The sequence below is a fragment of the Paenibacillus tepidiphilus genome (genome assembly GCF_008635795.1).
GTDB classification, from domain to species: Bacteria; Bacillota; Bacilli; order Paenibacillales; family Paenibacillaceae; genus Paenibacillus_AQ; species Paenibacillus_AQ tepidiphilus.
This window is the reverse complement of the sequence record NZ_VWRQ01000008.1, coordinates 213,659-230,741: the sequence shown is the minus strand read 5'-3', so window position 1 is coordinate 230,741 and position 17,083 is coordinate 213,659. Positions and strand designations below refer to the sequence as shown.

Annotated in this window: 12 protein-coding genes; 2 read left to right on the top strand and 10 right to left on the bottom strand. The window is 54.8% G+C overall.

The genetic code is table 11. The features are described from left to right. Window positions 1-32: 32 nt before the first annotated feature. Window positions 33-2,339, bottom strand: coding sequence for an ATP-dependent DNA helicase (locus tag F1379_RS12925; RefSeq protein WP_150270185.1), 2,307 nt, complete (start codon window positions 2,337-2,339; stop codon window positions 33-35). A 280-nt stretch (window positions 2,340-2,619) separates the two neighbouring features. Between F1379_RS12925 and F1379_RS12920 the strand changes: the two genes are divergently transcribed. Then, on the top strand, window positions 2,620-4,497 hold the full coding sequence (locus F1379_RS12920) for an LTA synthase family protein (protein ID WP_420850497.1): 1,878 nt from the start codon (window positions 2,620-2,622) through the stop codon (window positions 4,495-4,497). A gap of 86 nt (window positions 4,498-4,583) precedes the next feature. On the opposite strand, the gene F1379_RS12915 is transcribed toward F1379_RS12920, so the two are convergent. Continuing rightward, complete coding sequence (locus F1379_RS12915; protein WP_150270181.1) at window positions 4,584-5,015, bottom strand: MarR family winged helix-turn-helix transcriptional regulator; 432 nt, start codon at window positions 5,013-5,015, stop codon at window positions 4,584-4,586. A 252-nt stretch (window positions 5,016-5,267) separates the two neighbouring features. On the opposite strand from F1379_RS12915, the gene F1379_RS12910 reads away from it, so the two are divergent. Beyond that, complete coding sequence (locus tag F1379_RS12910) at window positions 5,268-6,992, top strand: methyl-accepting chemotaxis protein (protein ID WP_150270179.1); 1,725 nt, start codon at window positions 5,268-5,270, stop codon at window positions 6,990-6,992. Window positions 6,993-7,079: 87 nt separating this feature from the next. On the opposite strand, the gene F1379_RS12905 is transcribed toward F1379_RS12910, so the two are convergent. The 8 genes from F1379_RS12905 to F1379_RS12870 all read right to left on the bottom strand — a co-directional run bounded on the left by F1379_RS12905 (window position 7,080) and on the right by F1379_RS12870 (window position 17,046). Beyond that, a complete protein-coding gene (locus F1379_RS12905; protein WP_150270177.1) occupies window positions 7,080-9,089 on the bottom strand; it encodes a putative bifunctional diguanylate cyclase/phosphodiesterase in 2,010 nt (669 codons plus the stop codon). 242 nt (window positions 9,090-9,331) lie between these two features. Then, window positions 9,332-10,990: a hypothetical protein gene (locus F1379_RS12900; protein ID WP_150270175.1), complete on the bottom strand. Its 1,659-nt coding sequence runs from the start codon at window positions 10,988-10,990 to the stop codon at window positions 9,332-9,334. Continuing rightward, window positions 10,987-11,784, bottom strand: coding sequence for an ABC transporter ATP-binding protein (locus F1379_RS12895; RefSeq protein ID WP_150270173.1), 798 nt, complete (start codon window positions 11,782-11,784; stop codon window positions 10,987-10,989). Before F1379_RS12895 ends, F1379_RS12900 begins: the two co-directional genes overlap by 4 nt. A gap of 149 nt (window positions 11,785-11,933) precedes the next feature. Next, window positions 11,934-12,929 (bottom strand): Gfo/Idh/MocA family protein, encoded by a 996-nt coding sequence (locus tag F1379_RS12890; protein WP_150270170.1) that lies wholly within the window; start codon window positions 12,927-12,929, stop codon window positions 11,934-11,936. A gap of 203 nt (window positions 12,930-13,132) precedes the next feature. Further along, entirely contained in the window at window positions 13,133-14,107 is a 975-nt protein-coding gene (gene pelA, locus F1379_RS12885; RefSeq protein ID WP_239004657.1) for a pectate lyase, read from the bottom strand. 217 nt (window positions 14,108-14,324) lie between these two features. Further along, entirely contained in the window at window positions 14,325-15,284 is a 960-nt protein-coding gene (menA, locus tag F1379_RS12880; RefSeq protein WP_150270168.1) for a 1,4-dihydroxy-2-naphthoate polyprenyltransferase, read from the bottom strand. A 17-nt stretch (window positions 15,285-15,301) separates the two neighbouring features. After that, window positions 15,302-16,075, bottom strand: coding sequence for a DUF6081 family protein (locus F1379_RS12875; RefSeq protein ID WP_239004656.1), 774 nt, complete (start codon window positions 16,073-16,075; stop codon window positions 15,302-15,304). 53 nt (window positions 16,076-16,128) lie between these two features. Beyond that, a complete protein-coding gene (locus F1379_RS12870) occupies window positions 16,129-17,046 on the bottom strand; it encodes a prenyltransferase (RefSeq protein ID WP_150270166.1) in 918 nt (305 codons plus the stop codon). Between the last annotated feature and the right edge of the window lie 37 nt (window positions 17,047-17,083).

Genomic DNA, 17,083 nt, shown 5'->3' with positions numbered 1-17,083 from the left:
TAGAATGAAAAGTCTGCCTCAATTATACGCGCTTACATCAGCCGATGGTAGCCGCTCCATTCCTCGGGAAGCAGCTGCACGTAAGGCTGCCGCAGGAAGCGGTCATCGGCCAGCACTATGGTGCCGCTGTCGGTTTCGCTGCGGATTAGCCGTCCCCCCGCCTGCAGCACCTTGCACATCCCCGGATACACATAGGCATAATCGAAGCCGTTCTTGCCCTGCTCCTGAAAATATTGACGAAGTATCTCCCGCTCCAGCCCGACCTGGGGCAGGCCGACGCCCACGATCATTACGCCGTTCAGCCGGTCGCCCGGGAGGTCGACCCCTTCGGCGAAGATGCCGCCGAGCACCGCGAACCCAAGCAGGGTCTCCGCATTGTCCGGAGAGAAGGCGGCGAGGAATCCTTCGCGCTCCTGCTCATTCATACCCGTGCTCTGGACAATCGTCCGCACCTGCGGGTATTTCTCTGTGAACACCTCAAGAACGCTGCGCAAATAAGCGTATGAAGGGAAGAATACGAGATAATTCCCTTTGCGGCCCGTCATTCCCTTGATCGCATCGCTTAGCGGAACAAGGGAAACCCCCCGGTCCCGGTAACGGGTGGAGAGCGGAAGCACGGACACCTGCCACTGCTCCCTGTGGAACGGGGAGGGCACACTCATGCTGTAGTCCTCTTCCCCTGCGCCGATCATCTCCCGGTAGTAGGAGAGCGGCGCAAGTGTGGCGGAGAACAGAATCTGGCTGCGGAAGCCCTTGCCCATCTGCTGCAGCAGATGGGAGGGGTCGAGATTGAAGAGCTTGAAATACACATCCCCGCTCCGTACCTCCGCATATGTAATGTACCGCTCATCGTAGGTCTTGAAGGTGCGCTGCATACCCAGTACGGCGTAGTAAGTATCCAGCAGACTCTCTTCCCCCTCTTCCCCTTCAAGCGGAATGGACGAAGGGGCCAGCAGTTCCTGCTCCGCTTCCAGTGCGAATGTCTCCAGCAGAGCCGGCAGCTCCTCCGGATACTCCCTCCACTCGCCCTTTCCTTCCTCGCCGCAGCTCTTGCGCAGCGCAATGAACCAGCCGTTCACCGCCTTGGCGGCTCCGCTCAGCCCCTTATTCACCGCCTTGTAGCGGCGCTGAAGAGCCAGAAACGGCGCCTTGGTCAGCGCGGCCGAATACATCTCCCGGCCGCGGTCCACGAGATTGTGGGCCTCATCGACCAGCAGCACCGTCCTGCGCTTGCGTTCCTCGGCCAGCCGTTTGAGGCTGATACGAGGATCATAGACATAATTGTAATCGCAGATTACTGCATCGCAGGCATAGGCCGCATCAAGCGAGAATTCGAACGGGCAGACCTCATGCTTGCGGGCATATCCGGCGATGATCTCCTGCGTCATCAGCGTCTCGTTCTCCAGCATGTCCAGCACCGCGCCGTTGACGCGGTCGTAATAACCGTCAGCGAAGGGGCAGAAGTCCTTCCCGCACAGCCCTTCTTCACGGAAGCAGGCCTTCTCCTTCGCAGTGATGGTAATTGCATGCAGATGCAGTCCGCCGTGCAGCAGAAGCCGCAGCGCATCCTGGGCTGCCAGGCGGTTGACCGTCTTCGCCGTCAGATAGAACAGTCCGCCTGCCTTTCCCTCCCCAAGCGCCTTCACCGCCGGGAACAGCGTGGACATGGTCTTGCCGATCCCGGTCGGCGCCTGGGCGAACAGATTGACGCCCTCCGCAATTGATTTGTACACGGCGGCGGCGAAGTGCCGCTGCCCCTGGCGGTAAGCGGGAAACGGAAAGGCCAGCTCACGGATGCTGCTTTCCCGCTGCGTCTCATGACGGACCATCAGCCGGGCATAGGGAACATATCCCGCCACTGTATTCATGGCGAATACCGCCAGCTCTTCTGCAGAGGCGGTCCGGTACAGGCTTCGCTGCTGCTCTCCGCCCCGCTGAACATAGGTGAGCTTGACCTGTACCGAAGCAAGCTCACGCTCCAGCGTCAGCATATACGCGTACATCAGCGCTTGAGCCCAGTGCACCTCTTTGCCCTCCGCCAGAAGATCAACCGCCCCGGCAGTAGATTTGATTTCTTCCACCGTAACCGTCCCGTCTTCGCCGATCAGCAGGCCGTCGCAGCGCCCGTCGATCCGGAAGACCAGCTCCTCATAAGCGATTTCCGTCTTCAGATAGACCTCCTTGCTGTCTCCCTCCTTGTATTGGCGCTGGATATGCTGATGAATCCGCGTCCCCTCCTGCAGCGCTGCGGCGCTGCGGAAGCCGGACTCCAGACTGCCGCTGCTATATACATACTCTACGAGACTCCTTACCGACAGAGCGATCCCGGCTGTGGCCATTTTCCACCCGCTTCCAAACGATTTATAGCGCATTTATACTTCCGGTCAGCCGTTTCAGCGCGTAACTCCCGGAATCGGGGCGTCTTCCCCTTATAACTTTATCTTCACTCATTTATCGTTGCCCTTGCTCCCGTCCCGGCGCGGATACGCTATTTCTGTTTTTTGACATTCAATAGCCAGCACTGCATAATAAGGTCTATTAAGATGGAATTTATTTGCCTTATTGGCGTCATTCCCACTTCCGGGAGGGCGGCATTTTATTAAAGAGAAAGAAGGGGAAATTGTGTCATCCCAAACGATCAAGCAATGGCTGAAGAAGCCGTTCGTGTACTTATCGCTGATCTTTGTCCTTAAGAGCTTCCTGGCCTGGGGCGTAATCTTCGGAGACTGGCTGCCCTGGAAAGCCGTACTGACGGAGCTTCCCTTCGTCTGGGCGCTGTTCTGCCTCATTGAACGCTTCGCGTCGAAGCGCAAGCTCGGTTATTACATGACTGTCAATCTGGTGCTGACCGGCATCTTTTTCGCCGCCATTATGTACTTCAAATATTACGGCGTTATCGTAACTTACCATGCGGCCGAGCAGGTCAATCAGGTGACTGCGGTGAAGAACAGCGTTTTCTCGCTGATGGACCCGTATTATCTGCTGATCTTCGCCGATGTTGTCATCCTGGGCATCTTTTTCTTCTTCAATAAGAAGGGACGCATGTATAAGAAGGAGAACATCAACCGCATCAACAAAGCCTGGTTCTACCCTGTCCTGTTCGCAGTATCCCTGGCGCTCTGTCTGTTCAACATTCTGCCCAACAAGGCCAGCATGAACGAAATCAAGAAGGCCCAGGAAATGGGTATCCTTAATTATGAGGCTTATACGATCTTTGCTCAAGACAAACCGGAGCTGGTCGAAGCCAGCGAAATTACCCAGGACGTCATCAATGATCTCAAGGGCATCGATAAGAATGCCGTTTCGCCTTATGCCGGGGCGGCTAAAGGCAAGAACCTGATTATTATCCAGCTGGAGTCGTTTCAGAGCTTCCTCCTGGGACTGGACGTAGACGGGCATGAGGTTACGCCTAATCTGAACCGCTTAATGGGGGACAGCCTGTACTTCCCCAACTTCTATCAGATGGTCGGTCAAGGCAACACCTCGGATGCCGAGTTCGTCGTGAACTCATCCTTCTATATCCCGCCTCAAGGCGCAGCCACGATGGCTTATGTGGATAAAGAGCTGCCGAGTCTGCCACGTCTGCTGAAAGAGCACGGATACCAGAGCGCCACCTTCCATACGAATGTAGTCGAGTTCTGGAACCGCGGCGAGCTCTACAGCGCTCTTGGCTGGGATCATTATTACGACCATGAATTTTTCGGCGATGAAGATAACTTCTTCTTCGGTGCATCCGATGAGGTGCTATACCGCAAGACAGCCGACAAGCTGAAAGAAATGAATGACAGCGGACAGCCCTTTTATGCACAGGTCATTTCCATGTCCGCACATCATCCGTTCACGATCCCTTCCGAGAAGCATCATATGAAGCTGCCGGAGCGGTATGAGGGCACCTTTGTCGGCGACTATATCCGTTCCCAGAATTATGCCGACTATGCCTTCGGCCAGTTCATGGATGAGCTTAAAGCGAACGGAATCCTCGACAACAGCCTGATCATGGTATACGGTGACCATATGGGATTGCCAATTTACTCCCTGGACCATGACGACAAAGAACTGATGACGGAAATTTACGGGCATGATTACGAATACGCCCATATGCTGAATATTCCGCTGATGATTCATGCCGAAGGCGCTCTGCAGCCGCAGACGCTGGAGCAGGTGGGCGGCGAGGTCGATATCATGCCGACTGCAGCCAGTCTCCTTGGCATTTCGCTGGACGGCCAGATTCATTTCGGCCAGGACCTGCTGAGCCAGAGCTACAACCTGCTGCCGCAGCGCTATTACCTGCCGACAGGCTCGTTTATTGCCAGCTCCGGCCTCCTGATTCCCGGCAACAGCTTTGAAGACAATACACAATACAATTTGGCCGAAGGCGGCAAGACGCCTGCCGGTACTGAAGATGAATACAACCGCGCGCTGCGGCTGCGCCAGCTCTCCGACAGTTACGTGAGCCAGCTGCCGGATAAAGACCCCGGAGCGCAAGCCGCGGAATAACACAACAGTCTATAGCAACAAACAGCCACGCCCTTCATAAGGGCGTGGCTGTTTGCATAATACAGGAGCTTATAGCCCGGATACCTTTACCGCTCCTGCTTCTCCAGCATCAGGTAGTACTCGGCGAAGATCTGCAGCTCCTGCGGGTTGAGGATGGCCAGATGCTCGGAGAGCAGCAGCATCGACCGGCGGTTGGCTTCATCGAGAGCGGCCCTTCCCTCCGGAGTAATGGATACGATTACAGCCCGGCGGTCCTGCACATCCGGCTCGCGCTTGCACAGGCCCAGCAGCTCCAAACGGTCCAGCATGACGGTGACTGCACTGGATTTGACCTCCATCTTCTCGGCCAATTGTATAACACGCGCATTCTTCTCCTGCGCTATCATGCGCAGCAGACCGAATTGCGGCACGGTAACTCCGATTTCCTGTGGCAGGGACATCTGAGAGGAAATTTTGCGCTGCACTCTCCACATGGACAGCCCCAGCTGCTCTACCAACGGATCAATATGTTGCGACATTCGGTTCAGCTCCAATCCGTTTATCCTGGTTCAAGCGTACCATTACGGTATGCCCCGGTTCAATGCTTTTGTCCGGTTTGTCCGTGAAAGATTGTACATAGCATATCCAATTAGAAAAAACTTGCATTTTTCGACACAAAATCAGAGTTATGGGGTCTCTGCGCCAAACCGGGGATGCGCTATAATCGAAGACGTGAGTGATAATGGATATCACTTAATAATAATATTCAGTCAGGGTTGGTGGTGCAAATCATGAAATTGGCAACAAAATTAACTTGGATGATGCTCAGCGTGCTGCTGCTGGTCGGTTCATCCATCGGTTTCTTCGGGTACCGCGCTGCATTCAAGCAGGTGGACGAAGCGGCCGGCATAGAATTGGTAGGCTGCGCCAACATAACAACCGGGCTTATCGATCCTGCCGACATCGCGGCGCTGGTCGCGGGGGATGGCAGCAACGTCACTGCCATTGAAGACCGGATAGGCTGGATTACTGACCATAAACCGATATTCAAGGAAGCCTTCATCCTCTCTCTGGACGGCACGATCCTCGCCGCAGATGCAAACCTCAAAGCCAGAGGCTATAAAGCCGGCGACAAATTCTATTTCGCTGAGGAAGACAAAGCAAAGCTCGCTGACGTGCAGCATTCGGCTGAAGCGCATTCCAAGATGCAGCATTCCGCATACTCCAAAGTTTATACATACGATAATGTCTCACTCAAAACCGGCTACGGCCCTATATATCAGGATCATGACCCCACCAAACCGATCGTCGCTTTGATGGCCATTAATTTTGACGGTCCCCTGATCCAGGAGCGGACCATGGAGATTCTTCTGCAGCCGCTCATCATCAGCGGCTCCATCCTGGTTGTCGCGATTCTGGCGGCCTATCTGCTGATCCGCCGTATGGTCAGCCCGCTCACGAAGCTGTCTGCTTCCGTCAACCATGTAGCCAAGGGCGATCTGACCCGCGAGCCGCTGCTCTTCAAGAGCAAGGATGAGATCGGCACCTTATCCGGCGATTTCAACGACATGACGCAGAATTTGCGCAATTTGATCACCCAGGTCAACGACACCTCCATGCTGGTGGCTTCCTCTTCCCAGCAATTGTCCGCCAGCGCACAGGAAACCAACCGTGCCGGCGAGCATAGCGTCAATGTCACGATTGAACTGGCCGATGGAGCACGCTCACAGCTGGAGAATCTCGAAGGCAGCTATAAGGCTGTGCAGAACATGTCCCATTTCATCTCCGAAATTGCCGACAATGCGGATAGCGCCATGAGCAATGCCGAGCACAATGCACTCAAGGCCCGCGGTGGACGGGAGTCGATGAATTCCACCGTTGAACAGATGCAGATCGTGGACAGCAGCATCTCCGACCTGTCAGCTAATATTGAGACGCTGGGGAGCCATTCCAAGGAAATCGAGAGCATCGTCAGCGTCATTGCCGGCATCGCCGAAGAGACGAACCTGCTGGCGCTGAACGCCGCTATTGAAGCAGCGCGCGCCGGAGAGGAAGGCCGCGGCTTCGCTGTCGTCGCGAACTCCGTACGCAAGCTGGCGGAACGCTCGGCCAAGTCTGCCGCCCAGATCGGCCAGTTGGTCACCCTGATCGTCACGCAGATGGAGCTGGCCGGTCACACGATGAAGCGCTCGACAGAGGAAGTCCGCCAGGGTAAGGAGCTGATCGTATCGGCCGGACAATCCTTTGCCGAGATTGAACATTCCGTCTCGGATATGTCAGACCGCAGCCGTCAGATCTCCGAGACGGTCCGCGAGCTCGCATTGATCGCCGCCGGTCTGGTCGAAGCGATCCAGAGCACTGTCTCTGTATCTAACCAGACGGCCGAGGGCGCCGAGACCTTATCCGCCTCCTCGCAGCAGCAGCTGGCCGCCATGCAGGAAGTGGAAGCCTCTGCCGCCTTCCTCTCCTCGCTGGCCGAGAAGCTGCAGGTGCTGGTAGAGAACTTCAAGGTCTAGCAGGTGTAGCGGTATAGACAACAAAAAGCAGCAGGTCCGGATAGGGACTTGCTGCTTTTTGTTGCTTCAACGGGAGGAGCTAAGGCTTCACGCCGTATTCTGGACGAACCACTGGCCAAGCTCATTGACCGGCATCGGGCGTCCATAATAATAGCCTTGCATTACGCGGCAGCCGAGTGACTGCAGAAGCTCAATCTGCTCCGTCGTCTCGACGCCCTCGGCGACAACCTCCATATTCAGATTGCTGGCGATCGCGATAATATTGCTGATAATAGCTTTCTTGGAATGCATCTTGCTCTTGCGGATGAACACCTGGTCAATCTTTAGCGTATTGACCGGAATTTCATCGAGATTGCCCAGCGAGGAGAAGCCGGTGCCGAAATCATCGAGTGACACCCTCACACCCAGACTGCGCAGCTTGGAAAGCTGGGCCACCGTCTCCTCCATATTATTCATCGCGATGGACTCTGTAATCTCCAGCTCCAGATAATGGGCCGCCAGGCCGGAACGCGTCAGCGCCTCTTCCACGACATCGTACAGGCCGCCGCCGTCGAACATCCGGGCCGACATATTGATGGAGACAGCTACATTGGCCACATTGGCCTTGTGCCACAGCATATTCTGTCCGCACACCTCATGCAGCATCCAGTACGTGATCGGGACAATCATGCCGGTCTCTTCGGCAATCGGGATGAACTCCGCCGGCGATACCATGCCATGCTCCGGATGGCGCCAGCGTAGCAGCGCCTCCAGCCCGACGGTGACATTCATCAGCGAATCCCATTTCGGCTGGTATACCACCATGAACTCCGAACGGGCCAGCGCCTTGCGCAGGTCCTTCTCCAGCGACATCCGCCGGACTTGATGATTGTTCATCTCTTGATCGAACATGCTGAACTTGTTCTTCCCGGAGTCCTTGGAGGTATAGAGCGCAGTGTCGGCCGCCTTCATCAGCGCCGAGCGGTCCGTACCGTGTGTCGGCGTCATGCTGATGCCGATGCTGGCAGTTATGTATAAGTCGTTGCCCTGGATGCTGTACGGCTTCTTGATCTCGCGCAGGACGAGCTGCGCGAATTCCTCGGCTTCCTCAGCCGCGCAGTCGGGTAACGCAATCAGGAACTCATCTCCGCCCAGACGGAACACCTTGCCCCGTTTCACGATTCCGCCGTTTAAGCGCCCGGCAACCTCTCGCAGCAGTAAATCCCCGACATCATGGCCCAGCGTATCGTTAATTGATTTAAAGCGGTCCAGATCTACAAAGAATACCGCGCCCGAGGATTGAATCAAAAAATCATTCTGAAAGTACCGCTCTAACCCGTGACGGTTCGGCAAATCGGTCAACGGATCATGAAAGGCCATCCGCTCCAGCACATGCCGGTCCAGGAATACCGCCCCGCCGGAAATGGCCAGCATAAACAAGGTAACAAACGACACCCCGGTCAACAAAATAACATCCGTATTGATCAGATAAGGCGCATTGCCAATCCACCCGTCATAGATCATGGTGCTCGTTCTCAGGCTGGTGTAATGCGTACCCGTCACCGCGAGGCCGATAAATAACGCCGAATACAGCTTCCAGCGGCTGAAGCCGGCCTGATCACGGAATTTGCGGAACAAAAAGATAGCGATGTAAGAAGCCGTGATGGCGATCATAACCGACAACACCTGTGCGGGCACCTCATAACGGATCGTCCCCGACGCTTCCAGCGAGGACATCCCGACATAATGCATGGCGGAGATTCCGCCGCCGAGCACGAGACCGCCTGCAAGCAGCTGCCGCATTCCCTGGCGGGGATGGACGGCAAGCCCCAGCGAGACCAGGCTGGCAAGCATGATGAGCAGCAGCGACAGCAGCGCGGTACCCGGATGATAGCCGATATTAACCGGCATCCGGCCGGCCATAATGCCAACGAAGTGCATGGCCCATATGCCGCTGCCCAGCACACAGGCTCCGGACAACAGCCACAGCCGGCGGATTCTGCCCGCAGAATGGGAAACCTGTGAAATCAGATTCAGCGCTGAATAGGCAGCCGTGGCCGTAAGCGCAAATGATAGCAACACAATCCAAACGTTATAGTGGATTCCCATTTGATCCATAGTTGACCTCTTCACCGGTTAAATTATCATTATCGCGCAGGGCACTTTCATGTATAAATCGTTATACGAATATCAGATAAACGGAAGAGTAAAATAAGATATAGTAGATGATCCTGAGAATAACTTTTATAAGAATAACTTTAGGTGTATTTTACCTTTTATTGGGCCTAAAGTCTAAGTAAATACTGGAACTTGCACCCTTTTTTAAGCCCGGGCATAAAATGTCCATATTTGATGTAATCTCAGGCCCCCGCACCCGGCATATCCTTCCCCCGCGCAGGTCTGCCTCCGAATGCAGCCTGCCAGCCCCATACATTGGCCGCACCCAAAATCCCCGTATAAACAAGCACGCCATATGGGATTTGTGCAGCGAAATAGTGCAGCAGACCCATCCCTAGCATAATGAACAGCATCATAAAGGAAACGCCGGTGAATTCCCTGCGGCTTGCCTGCTCGTATTTCTCGGCAAACGGCAGCGCCTGCGGGAACATGCGCCAGCAAATCACCGAATACAGCAGCAGTGCCAGCAGGATCGTGAACAATTCCGGGATAATTTCCGTCCCGAACAGCACGGTGAAAATAACACTCTCTGCCGCAAATACCGGCAACAGCAGCCGCAGCACCGCAGCCTTGAGCATACCGCGGCTGATCAGAGCTCCGGGCACCAGCGGCAGCGATTTGTAGATCCAGGCACCCTTATAGCTTGCAGAATAACGCAGCATCTGGACAACCGTCAGCATCAGCATCGCGATGGCATACATCCCGTAATATCCCGGAGAGCCCTTGAGCTCCGACATTCCGCCGCTCTGGACAATATTAAAGATAAAGATAAAGGGCAGCGCCATGACCAATCCGACAGTCGGATAAGTGCGCAGCTTGAAGTCGCGTTCATTCTTCATCATCGACCAGGTGAACCGGAAGAACGTGGCTTCCTGCTTGTTCCGGCAGGTGAGCATGGATAACGTCCGGGCCAGCGTCCCTTTGTCCTTCCCTCCCGCTTCCTCCGCCGCCAGCTTCTGCAGGCTCCGCTCGAACAGGGGCATCAGCCGGATATAGGTGGCCAGCAAGAGCAGCGGCACCACCAAGGCAAGCAGAGACAGGATGGTTGTCTCCTGATTGCTGTTACCGCCGATCAGCAGCTCGAACGAGGAGGCGAACCAGAACGGAGGAACCGCATAGGACCACCAGGCAGGATCAAACCCCGAATCCAGAAAGCTGAAGTTGACCAGCCGGGAGATCAGCTGATAACCGATCATCAGCCCGACGGAAAGTACGATTTGCACGTAATTAATAATATCCTTCAGCTTCTCCCCGTCGAACAGCCGCAGAATCGCCAGATAGCACAGCGCAGTAAACACCAGGATGAAGCAGTCCAGCAGCACCACGCATATCCCGTACAGCAGAAAGAATATTACACCTTGGCTGAACAGGGAGACGAGCAGCGAGGGCGCTGCAAGCGTCAGCGTCAAGGAGAGCAAGTAAAGCAAAATATGTATGCTCTTCGCCATACTCAGCGTCCGTCTGTCCACCGGCTTCGTATGCAGAATGTTCTTCTCCCGCAGATCCAGCATAACGGAAGAGAAATCGGAGATCAGCGTTGTGGAGATCAGAAACATCAGCATGCCGAAGGTTAAGCCCATGGAAAAGATATAATTGCCCTCGATGATGACAAAGGGAATCAGCAGGAGCCCGAACAGCAGGTACATCCAGTGCATGCGCAGCGGCGACCCGGAAGAGGTATTTGCCTCTTTCTGATTGGCGGTCAGCACTGTCGGTGTGCGTCTTCCGTCCATGGTGAGCTTCGTCTGCAGAATAAGCCGCATTGTTCTGTAATCTACCCCGATCCGGCGGAAGAGGCCTTCCATCCGGTCAAGCAGCTTCAAGGAGTAGTACTCATTCACCGTGCCTCACCGTCCATGACGGCGGCAACGAAATCGCCCGCGATATCCCGGTACTGATCGAACCCGGTCAGACGGTTGAAGATGCTCTCCAGCGAGCCCTCTGCGCTTCTTTCCCTCAGCTCCCCGAAGGTGCCGTCGGCTGCAATATCACCGCCGTCCAGCAGGATAATCCGGCTGCTGATCTTCTCCACGACATCCATAATATGCGAGGAATAAAAAATCGTCTTGCCCTTCGCCGCCAGTGTGGCAAGAATCTCCTTCACCACCATTACACTGTTGGCGTCCAGCCCGCTAAGGGGCTCGTCGAGAAACAATATATCCGGGTCATGCAGCATACTGGAGATCAGCAGCACCTTCTGCTTCATCCCCTTGGAGTAGGAAGCGATACGCTTGTCGTAGACCCGTTCCATATCCAGCAGCGTCATCAGTCTTCTGGCCTTGGCTTCGGCAGCTTCATGCGGCATGCCGTACAGCTCGCCGATAAAGGTCAAGTACTCGCGGGCCGTCAGGCTGTCATACATTTCAGCCACCTCGGGAACATAGCCGATCCGCGCTTTATAGGCGGCGTCCCCGTCACTGATATCTTTGCCGAAGATGCGCACTGTGCCGGTGTAACCTTCTACCAGTCCAAGCATAATCTTGACGGTCGTACTCTTGCCGGCCCCGTTGGGCCCGATGTAACCGATGATCTGCCCCCGGTACACCGTCAGATCAATCCCCCGCAGCACCATCCGGTCACTGTAATTCATCCACAGGCCGGAAATCTCAATTACCGGCTCTTCTTCCAGTAACATCACCAGTCTCCTTTCAAGTAGCGGATAGCTGTTCAATCCAAGTCATACAATATTAGAATACTATTCCTATTCTAACAAATTACAGCTGCTAACGTTGTGAAAAAAACCTCCACACCGCATGGAATGCAGCATGGAGGTTTCACGTAAAATCAGGCCAGCACGATACGTTCGCGCCGCCGGGCCGAATCCAGACAGGTCTCGATCAGCTTCATGTTCAGCACCGGGTCTTCCGGCAGGATATGCGGCGGCTCACCGGATACGGCCGCGGCGAAATGATCTGCCTGGCAGACATACGGATTGGCTCCGGTCCCCGCTACGGCAATGGCCTCGTCGCCCTTATAGACCGTGAATCCGGCATCCTCGAAACGGGCATTGAACGGCATCGGAACTTCAATACGCCCCTCCGTGCCCAGCACCTCCAGCAGCTGCCGGTTGTACGCCCACATGCCGCAGTCGAAGATCAGGCTGACGCCGCCGGGGAATTCCACCAGCCCCGAAGCCATCATATCCACGCCGTCATGCTCCGGCGAGAAGATTGCCTGCACCGTAACCGCCTCCGGCTCTGCGCCGTAGAGCAGCCGGGCGGCGCTGAGCGGATAGCAGCCGACATCGTACAGCGAACCGCCGCCCCACGCCGACTTGAAGCGGATATTGCTCCGGTCCTCCGCATCGTTGTACGTAAATGTGCCGCGGATGGAGCGCAGTTCGCCGATGTCGCCGCGGGCGATGATCTCCTGCAGCTGGGCGATGCGCGGATGATGCCGGTACATATAGGCCTCGGCCAGATGTACTCCGGCCTGCCGGCACGCTTCCGTCATCTCCAGGGCTTCGCTGCTGCTCAGGGCGATCGGCTTCTCGCAGAGCACATGCTTACCCGCTTCTGCAGCGCGGATCACCCATTCGCGGTGCAGATGATTGGGCAGCGGAATGTAGACGGCATCAATCTCCGGATCGGCCAGCAGCTCCTCGTAACTGCCATATGCCTTATCTATACCGAACTGTGCGGCCACCGCCGAGCTTTTGTCGAGACCACGGCTGGCGACCGCCGCAACCATGCCGCGCTCCGATTCCTGAATTGCCGGAATGACCGCTCCTGTCGCGATCTGAGCGCAGCCAAGAATTCCCCACTTAAGTTTCTGTGCCATTGCTGAATGTCCTCCTCATGCAAGATTATAGCAATTGGGGTTGCTATTCGTTGTCTCCCACTATCATAGCTTGGATCAGGCGGCGAAATAACCCCCAAAAGTGGAGCTTTTGCAGAATACAACCTGAATGAACTTGCGTAGCAGACCATATTTTTGTACAAAAAAGGCCTCAGCCCGAAAGCTGAAGCCTTGTTGTATACGGGTTAATTGACAATACTGGAAGGCCAGTTGCCGTACCACGAGTAACCCGTTCTTCTTTCCTGATCAATATCACTGAGCTTGTATTTTACTACTCCGTCACGCCCTACGAAGATCGGCTTGTTGGTACCGATTTCATAGAAGCGTGCCCAAATCGGGGTGGTGACGCTTGGATCCTCCACCACAACGACATCATCTGCAGTCTTGACTACACGGATTCCGGTGATTTTCACCGCTTTGAACCAGTCCTCCGCGGCCTTGATGGAAGCGGCAATAGCGGTGGTGGAGCTTCTGGTCTTAAGGAATTTTACAATCCCCACACTTTCACTGGAGCAAAGGGAGGGAACCTCATAGGCCCGGGCACCTGCTGGCTTCAGGGTGACGGAGTCATGCTGCTGGCCCCATACGGTCAGCTTGCCGCTCACTGTGACCTGGGTTTTCAATAAGCAATCGACAGCCTTGTCCACTGCCTGCTTGCTTTTGCCTGCGAGCGTGCTGTCGATGAAGGAGAAGTCCCCCTTTTTATTCGCAACCTCATCCAGCAGAGTTACCACATTAATCATCGCATTATCATTAAAAGTGATGTGTGTATGATAGCCCGAGCTTTGATAGATTTGCGGGAAGCCGCCGTTGGCATACTGCAGGTTCAGCAGGAAATTGATGCCCTTGATGGCCGCAGCCGAATATTGGCTGTTATTCGTTTTCTTGAACTCTGCCGCCAATCTTCTGATTTCCGTGTAAGTAGCCTTGTTATCAATGGTAGACTTGGCCCAATCGCCGCTTGTCACAGCGTAATCCTTCTTCCAGCCCCCGTCGGACTGCTGGTTTTTGATAACTTCTGCAATGCTTGCTGTAGTACCTGATGCATCTGCTGCATATACGCTCCCCGTTGGCTGGAGAAGTGCTGCCGGAACCGATAAAATCATGGACAAGGCCAACGCGGTGGCTAACGTGCTTTTTTTCAAATTCAACATCTTCATCTCCCTTATTCTCCTTTGTTATATGAATTCCCAAACTATGCCTCAAATCCATCCAGAGGCTAATCACCGCCTACTTTGTTAACGTTTTCATAAAATTCAATTTGATTATATTGCAGCGCTTTAAATCTGTCAATCCTATCCATTAATTTAAAATATATGCTCCTTCGCTATAAAACAAAGGGACCCGGCCGGGTCCCCCTGAGGTATACAAATGCATTCAAAAAGCGATAACATTCTGGATCAGAATTGCCAAAGCCAGTACAGCGATGCGCGCCGTACTCATCAGCACGAAATTTTTGACTGACAAAATGAAGGTGACAGCCTTCTCCTGCTTCTCCTCGAACAGAGCGATATTGCGCCGCAGCGGGATCACTGTAATTAGCAGCATTACGGTCAGCACCGGATTCACCCCGAGCAGCAGGAGCACGATCAAATCAAGGAAAGACACATAGTAGAGCAGCCTGAACAGAAGCAGTGCATTCTTGCGGCCTATATACACAGGCAATGTATACCGGCGGTTCTCGATGTCATCCTCTATGTCGCAGATATTATTGGCCAGCATAATCCCGGCAATGCCGAGAATCGCCGGAACCGAGAACCAGAAGAGGTAGAGCACCTCCAGCCAGTTCAGCTGCAGCGTGACCCAGTCCGGACGGAAGACCAGTGTGACGAGTGTATCCCCGGAATGGATATAGGCGGAGATGAAGATAATCACAAAGCCCATAAACAGTCCCGAGAACAGCTCGCCGAGAGGCATCCGCGAGATTGGAATCGGTCCGAACGAATACAGAATACCGATCAGGAAGGAAAGTCCGCCGAGCAGGAAGACCAGCAGACCGGTCTGGGTCACCAGGGCAATGCCCCCGCCCACCGCAAGCAGCAGCAGCGTGAATATCGTCGCAACAACTGTCCGCTCCCGCAGCCCGTGCCGTACAATAGCGTTGTGGGTCTCATATCCGTAGCCGTGCGTTTTGGCGGCTTTTTTGAAATCGTAATAATTGTTGATTGCCGTTGTTGCCATATCGAAGCTCAGCAGGGATACCAGCATCAGCGCGAAATTCAGCGGCTCGAAATCGTCGAACCGGTACAGCGCGTACAGCGAGCCGAGCAGAAACGGGAGCATGCTGGCCACCTTGGTCGGCAGCTCCACAAATCTCAGAAAGCTTATAACATTCACTAGTGCGCCACCTTTGACTATTCTGCGGATGTGGTAATGGTGATTGGCGACCAATCGGCAATGACCGTCTGGCCATGAACCGACACGCTACCCTCAGGCGACAGATCCTTCTCCGTCATAATGCCCAGTGCCACCGTGAAGCTGTTCAGCTTGACCGGAATGCCCCGCTCGCGGCGCACTTCCTTGCCGTTCACATAGAAGACCGCTTCGTCCTTGCCATGGTGGTACGTGATCTTGTACGTGTTGAATTCCCGCGGCTTAAAGTCGGTATCTTCGGTAAAAATGCAGAAATATTTCGTGCCGTCCGTATCCGGAACCTTAACGCCCGGAAATGGCAGAATGCCGTACACACTGGCGTATTTATCGTTGCCTGCGAAGAAGTCCAGTGCCGCCCCCGTCGAGAAATCGAGCAGGTTGAGCGACACATAGCCGTCGTATAGATCTCCGGGCGCCGTTCCCTGGGTGCGTGCGCGGATCTGCAGCTCGAAGCTGATCTCCCCGTTCTGCGGCACCTGAACCGGCTCAGCGGAGTAATACATATGCTTCGCATTGTCCAGAATCTGAATCTGGTGGTTCTGGCGGCTAAGCTGGGCCCGCACATACAGATAGCCGTTGCGCACGATCACCACGGCCTCCGGCTCACGGTAAGCCCAGAAGGAGCCGTCCGGAAGCTTGAACCCGCCGGTCTTCCAGACTTCCCCCTCGGACAGAATGGTATGGAAATCTCCAAGCACTCTCTGACCGGTCACAGCCGGCTGCACAGCTTCATTATCTTTCTTCTGTTTGTCCATCATTCTCACTCTTTCTGCAGGTTATCGTGTATCCGAAGACGGGGACGAAGCCGTTAAATAAAGCTCTGGAGCAGCAGGGCGGCAGCCATAATAACGCCGCAGCGCACAGAGGCCTGCTGCGAAGCGCCCATCAGCGGCAAATAGGCCGCTGATGCGTTGAGCGGCTGCAGACCGCGGTAAATATGCACCGGCGGAATGGCCGTAAGCAGCGCGAGCAGCGCATACACCGGCAGCACACCAAAAGCAACGCATACGACAAGAGACACATAAGATATGCCGAGCAGCACACGCGAGAAGATCAGTGCCTTGCGCTCACCCCAGACAACAACCAGCGTGCGTTTGCCCGCCTGCTTGTCCGCTTTCCAGTGCAGGAAATGATGGTTGAACAGCAGCAGGGTTGTCAGGAGTCCCACCGGCAGCGACAGCAGCACCGGCCGCAGGCTGAATTCGCCGGTCTGGACGAAATACGAGCCCAGCACGGGCATAATTCCGAAAGCCACAAAAATCGCAAACTCGCTGTATCCCTTGCCGCGGTAACCAAAGCGCAGCGGAGGAGCAACGTAGAAATAGGCGATAAGAGCTCCGATCAGCACAAACCACAGAATCTGGGGACCGCTGGCAATGCTGAGTATCAGGCCGCAGGCCACCGCAATGATGAGCAGCGACCAGGTCATGACCGCGAACAGCGACTCCGACATCAGCCCCTTGGACAGAAATCCGGAATTTGTGGAGATCATCCCTGGAGTATTATGCGCCTCCGTGTCCGTTCCATTGCGGAAATCCCACAAATCGTTGATCATATTCGAGAACAAATGCGCCGAGACCGCCCCGATCAGGGTGATAACAAATAAAAACGGATGGAAGCTTCCCGCCCATACATATGCCCCGACTGTTCCCAGGACTACAGGTATAAGCATAACGGGAATCGATCCAAACCGTGTGGCCTTCTTAAATAATGTCCATTTATCCATGCCGAAACCTTTCTCCTTCTATTATTATGTGATATTT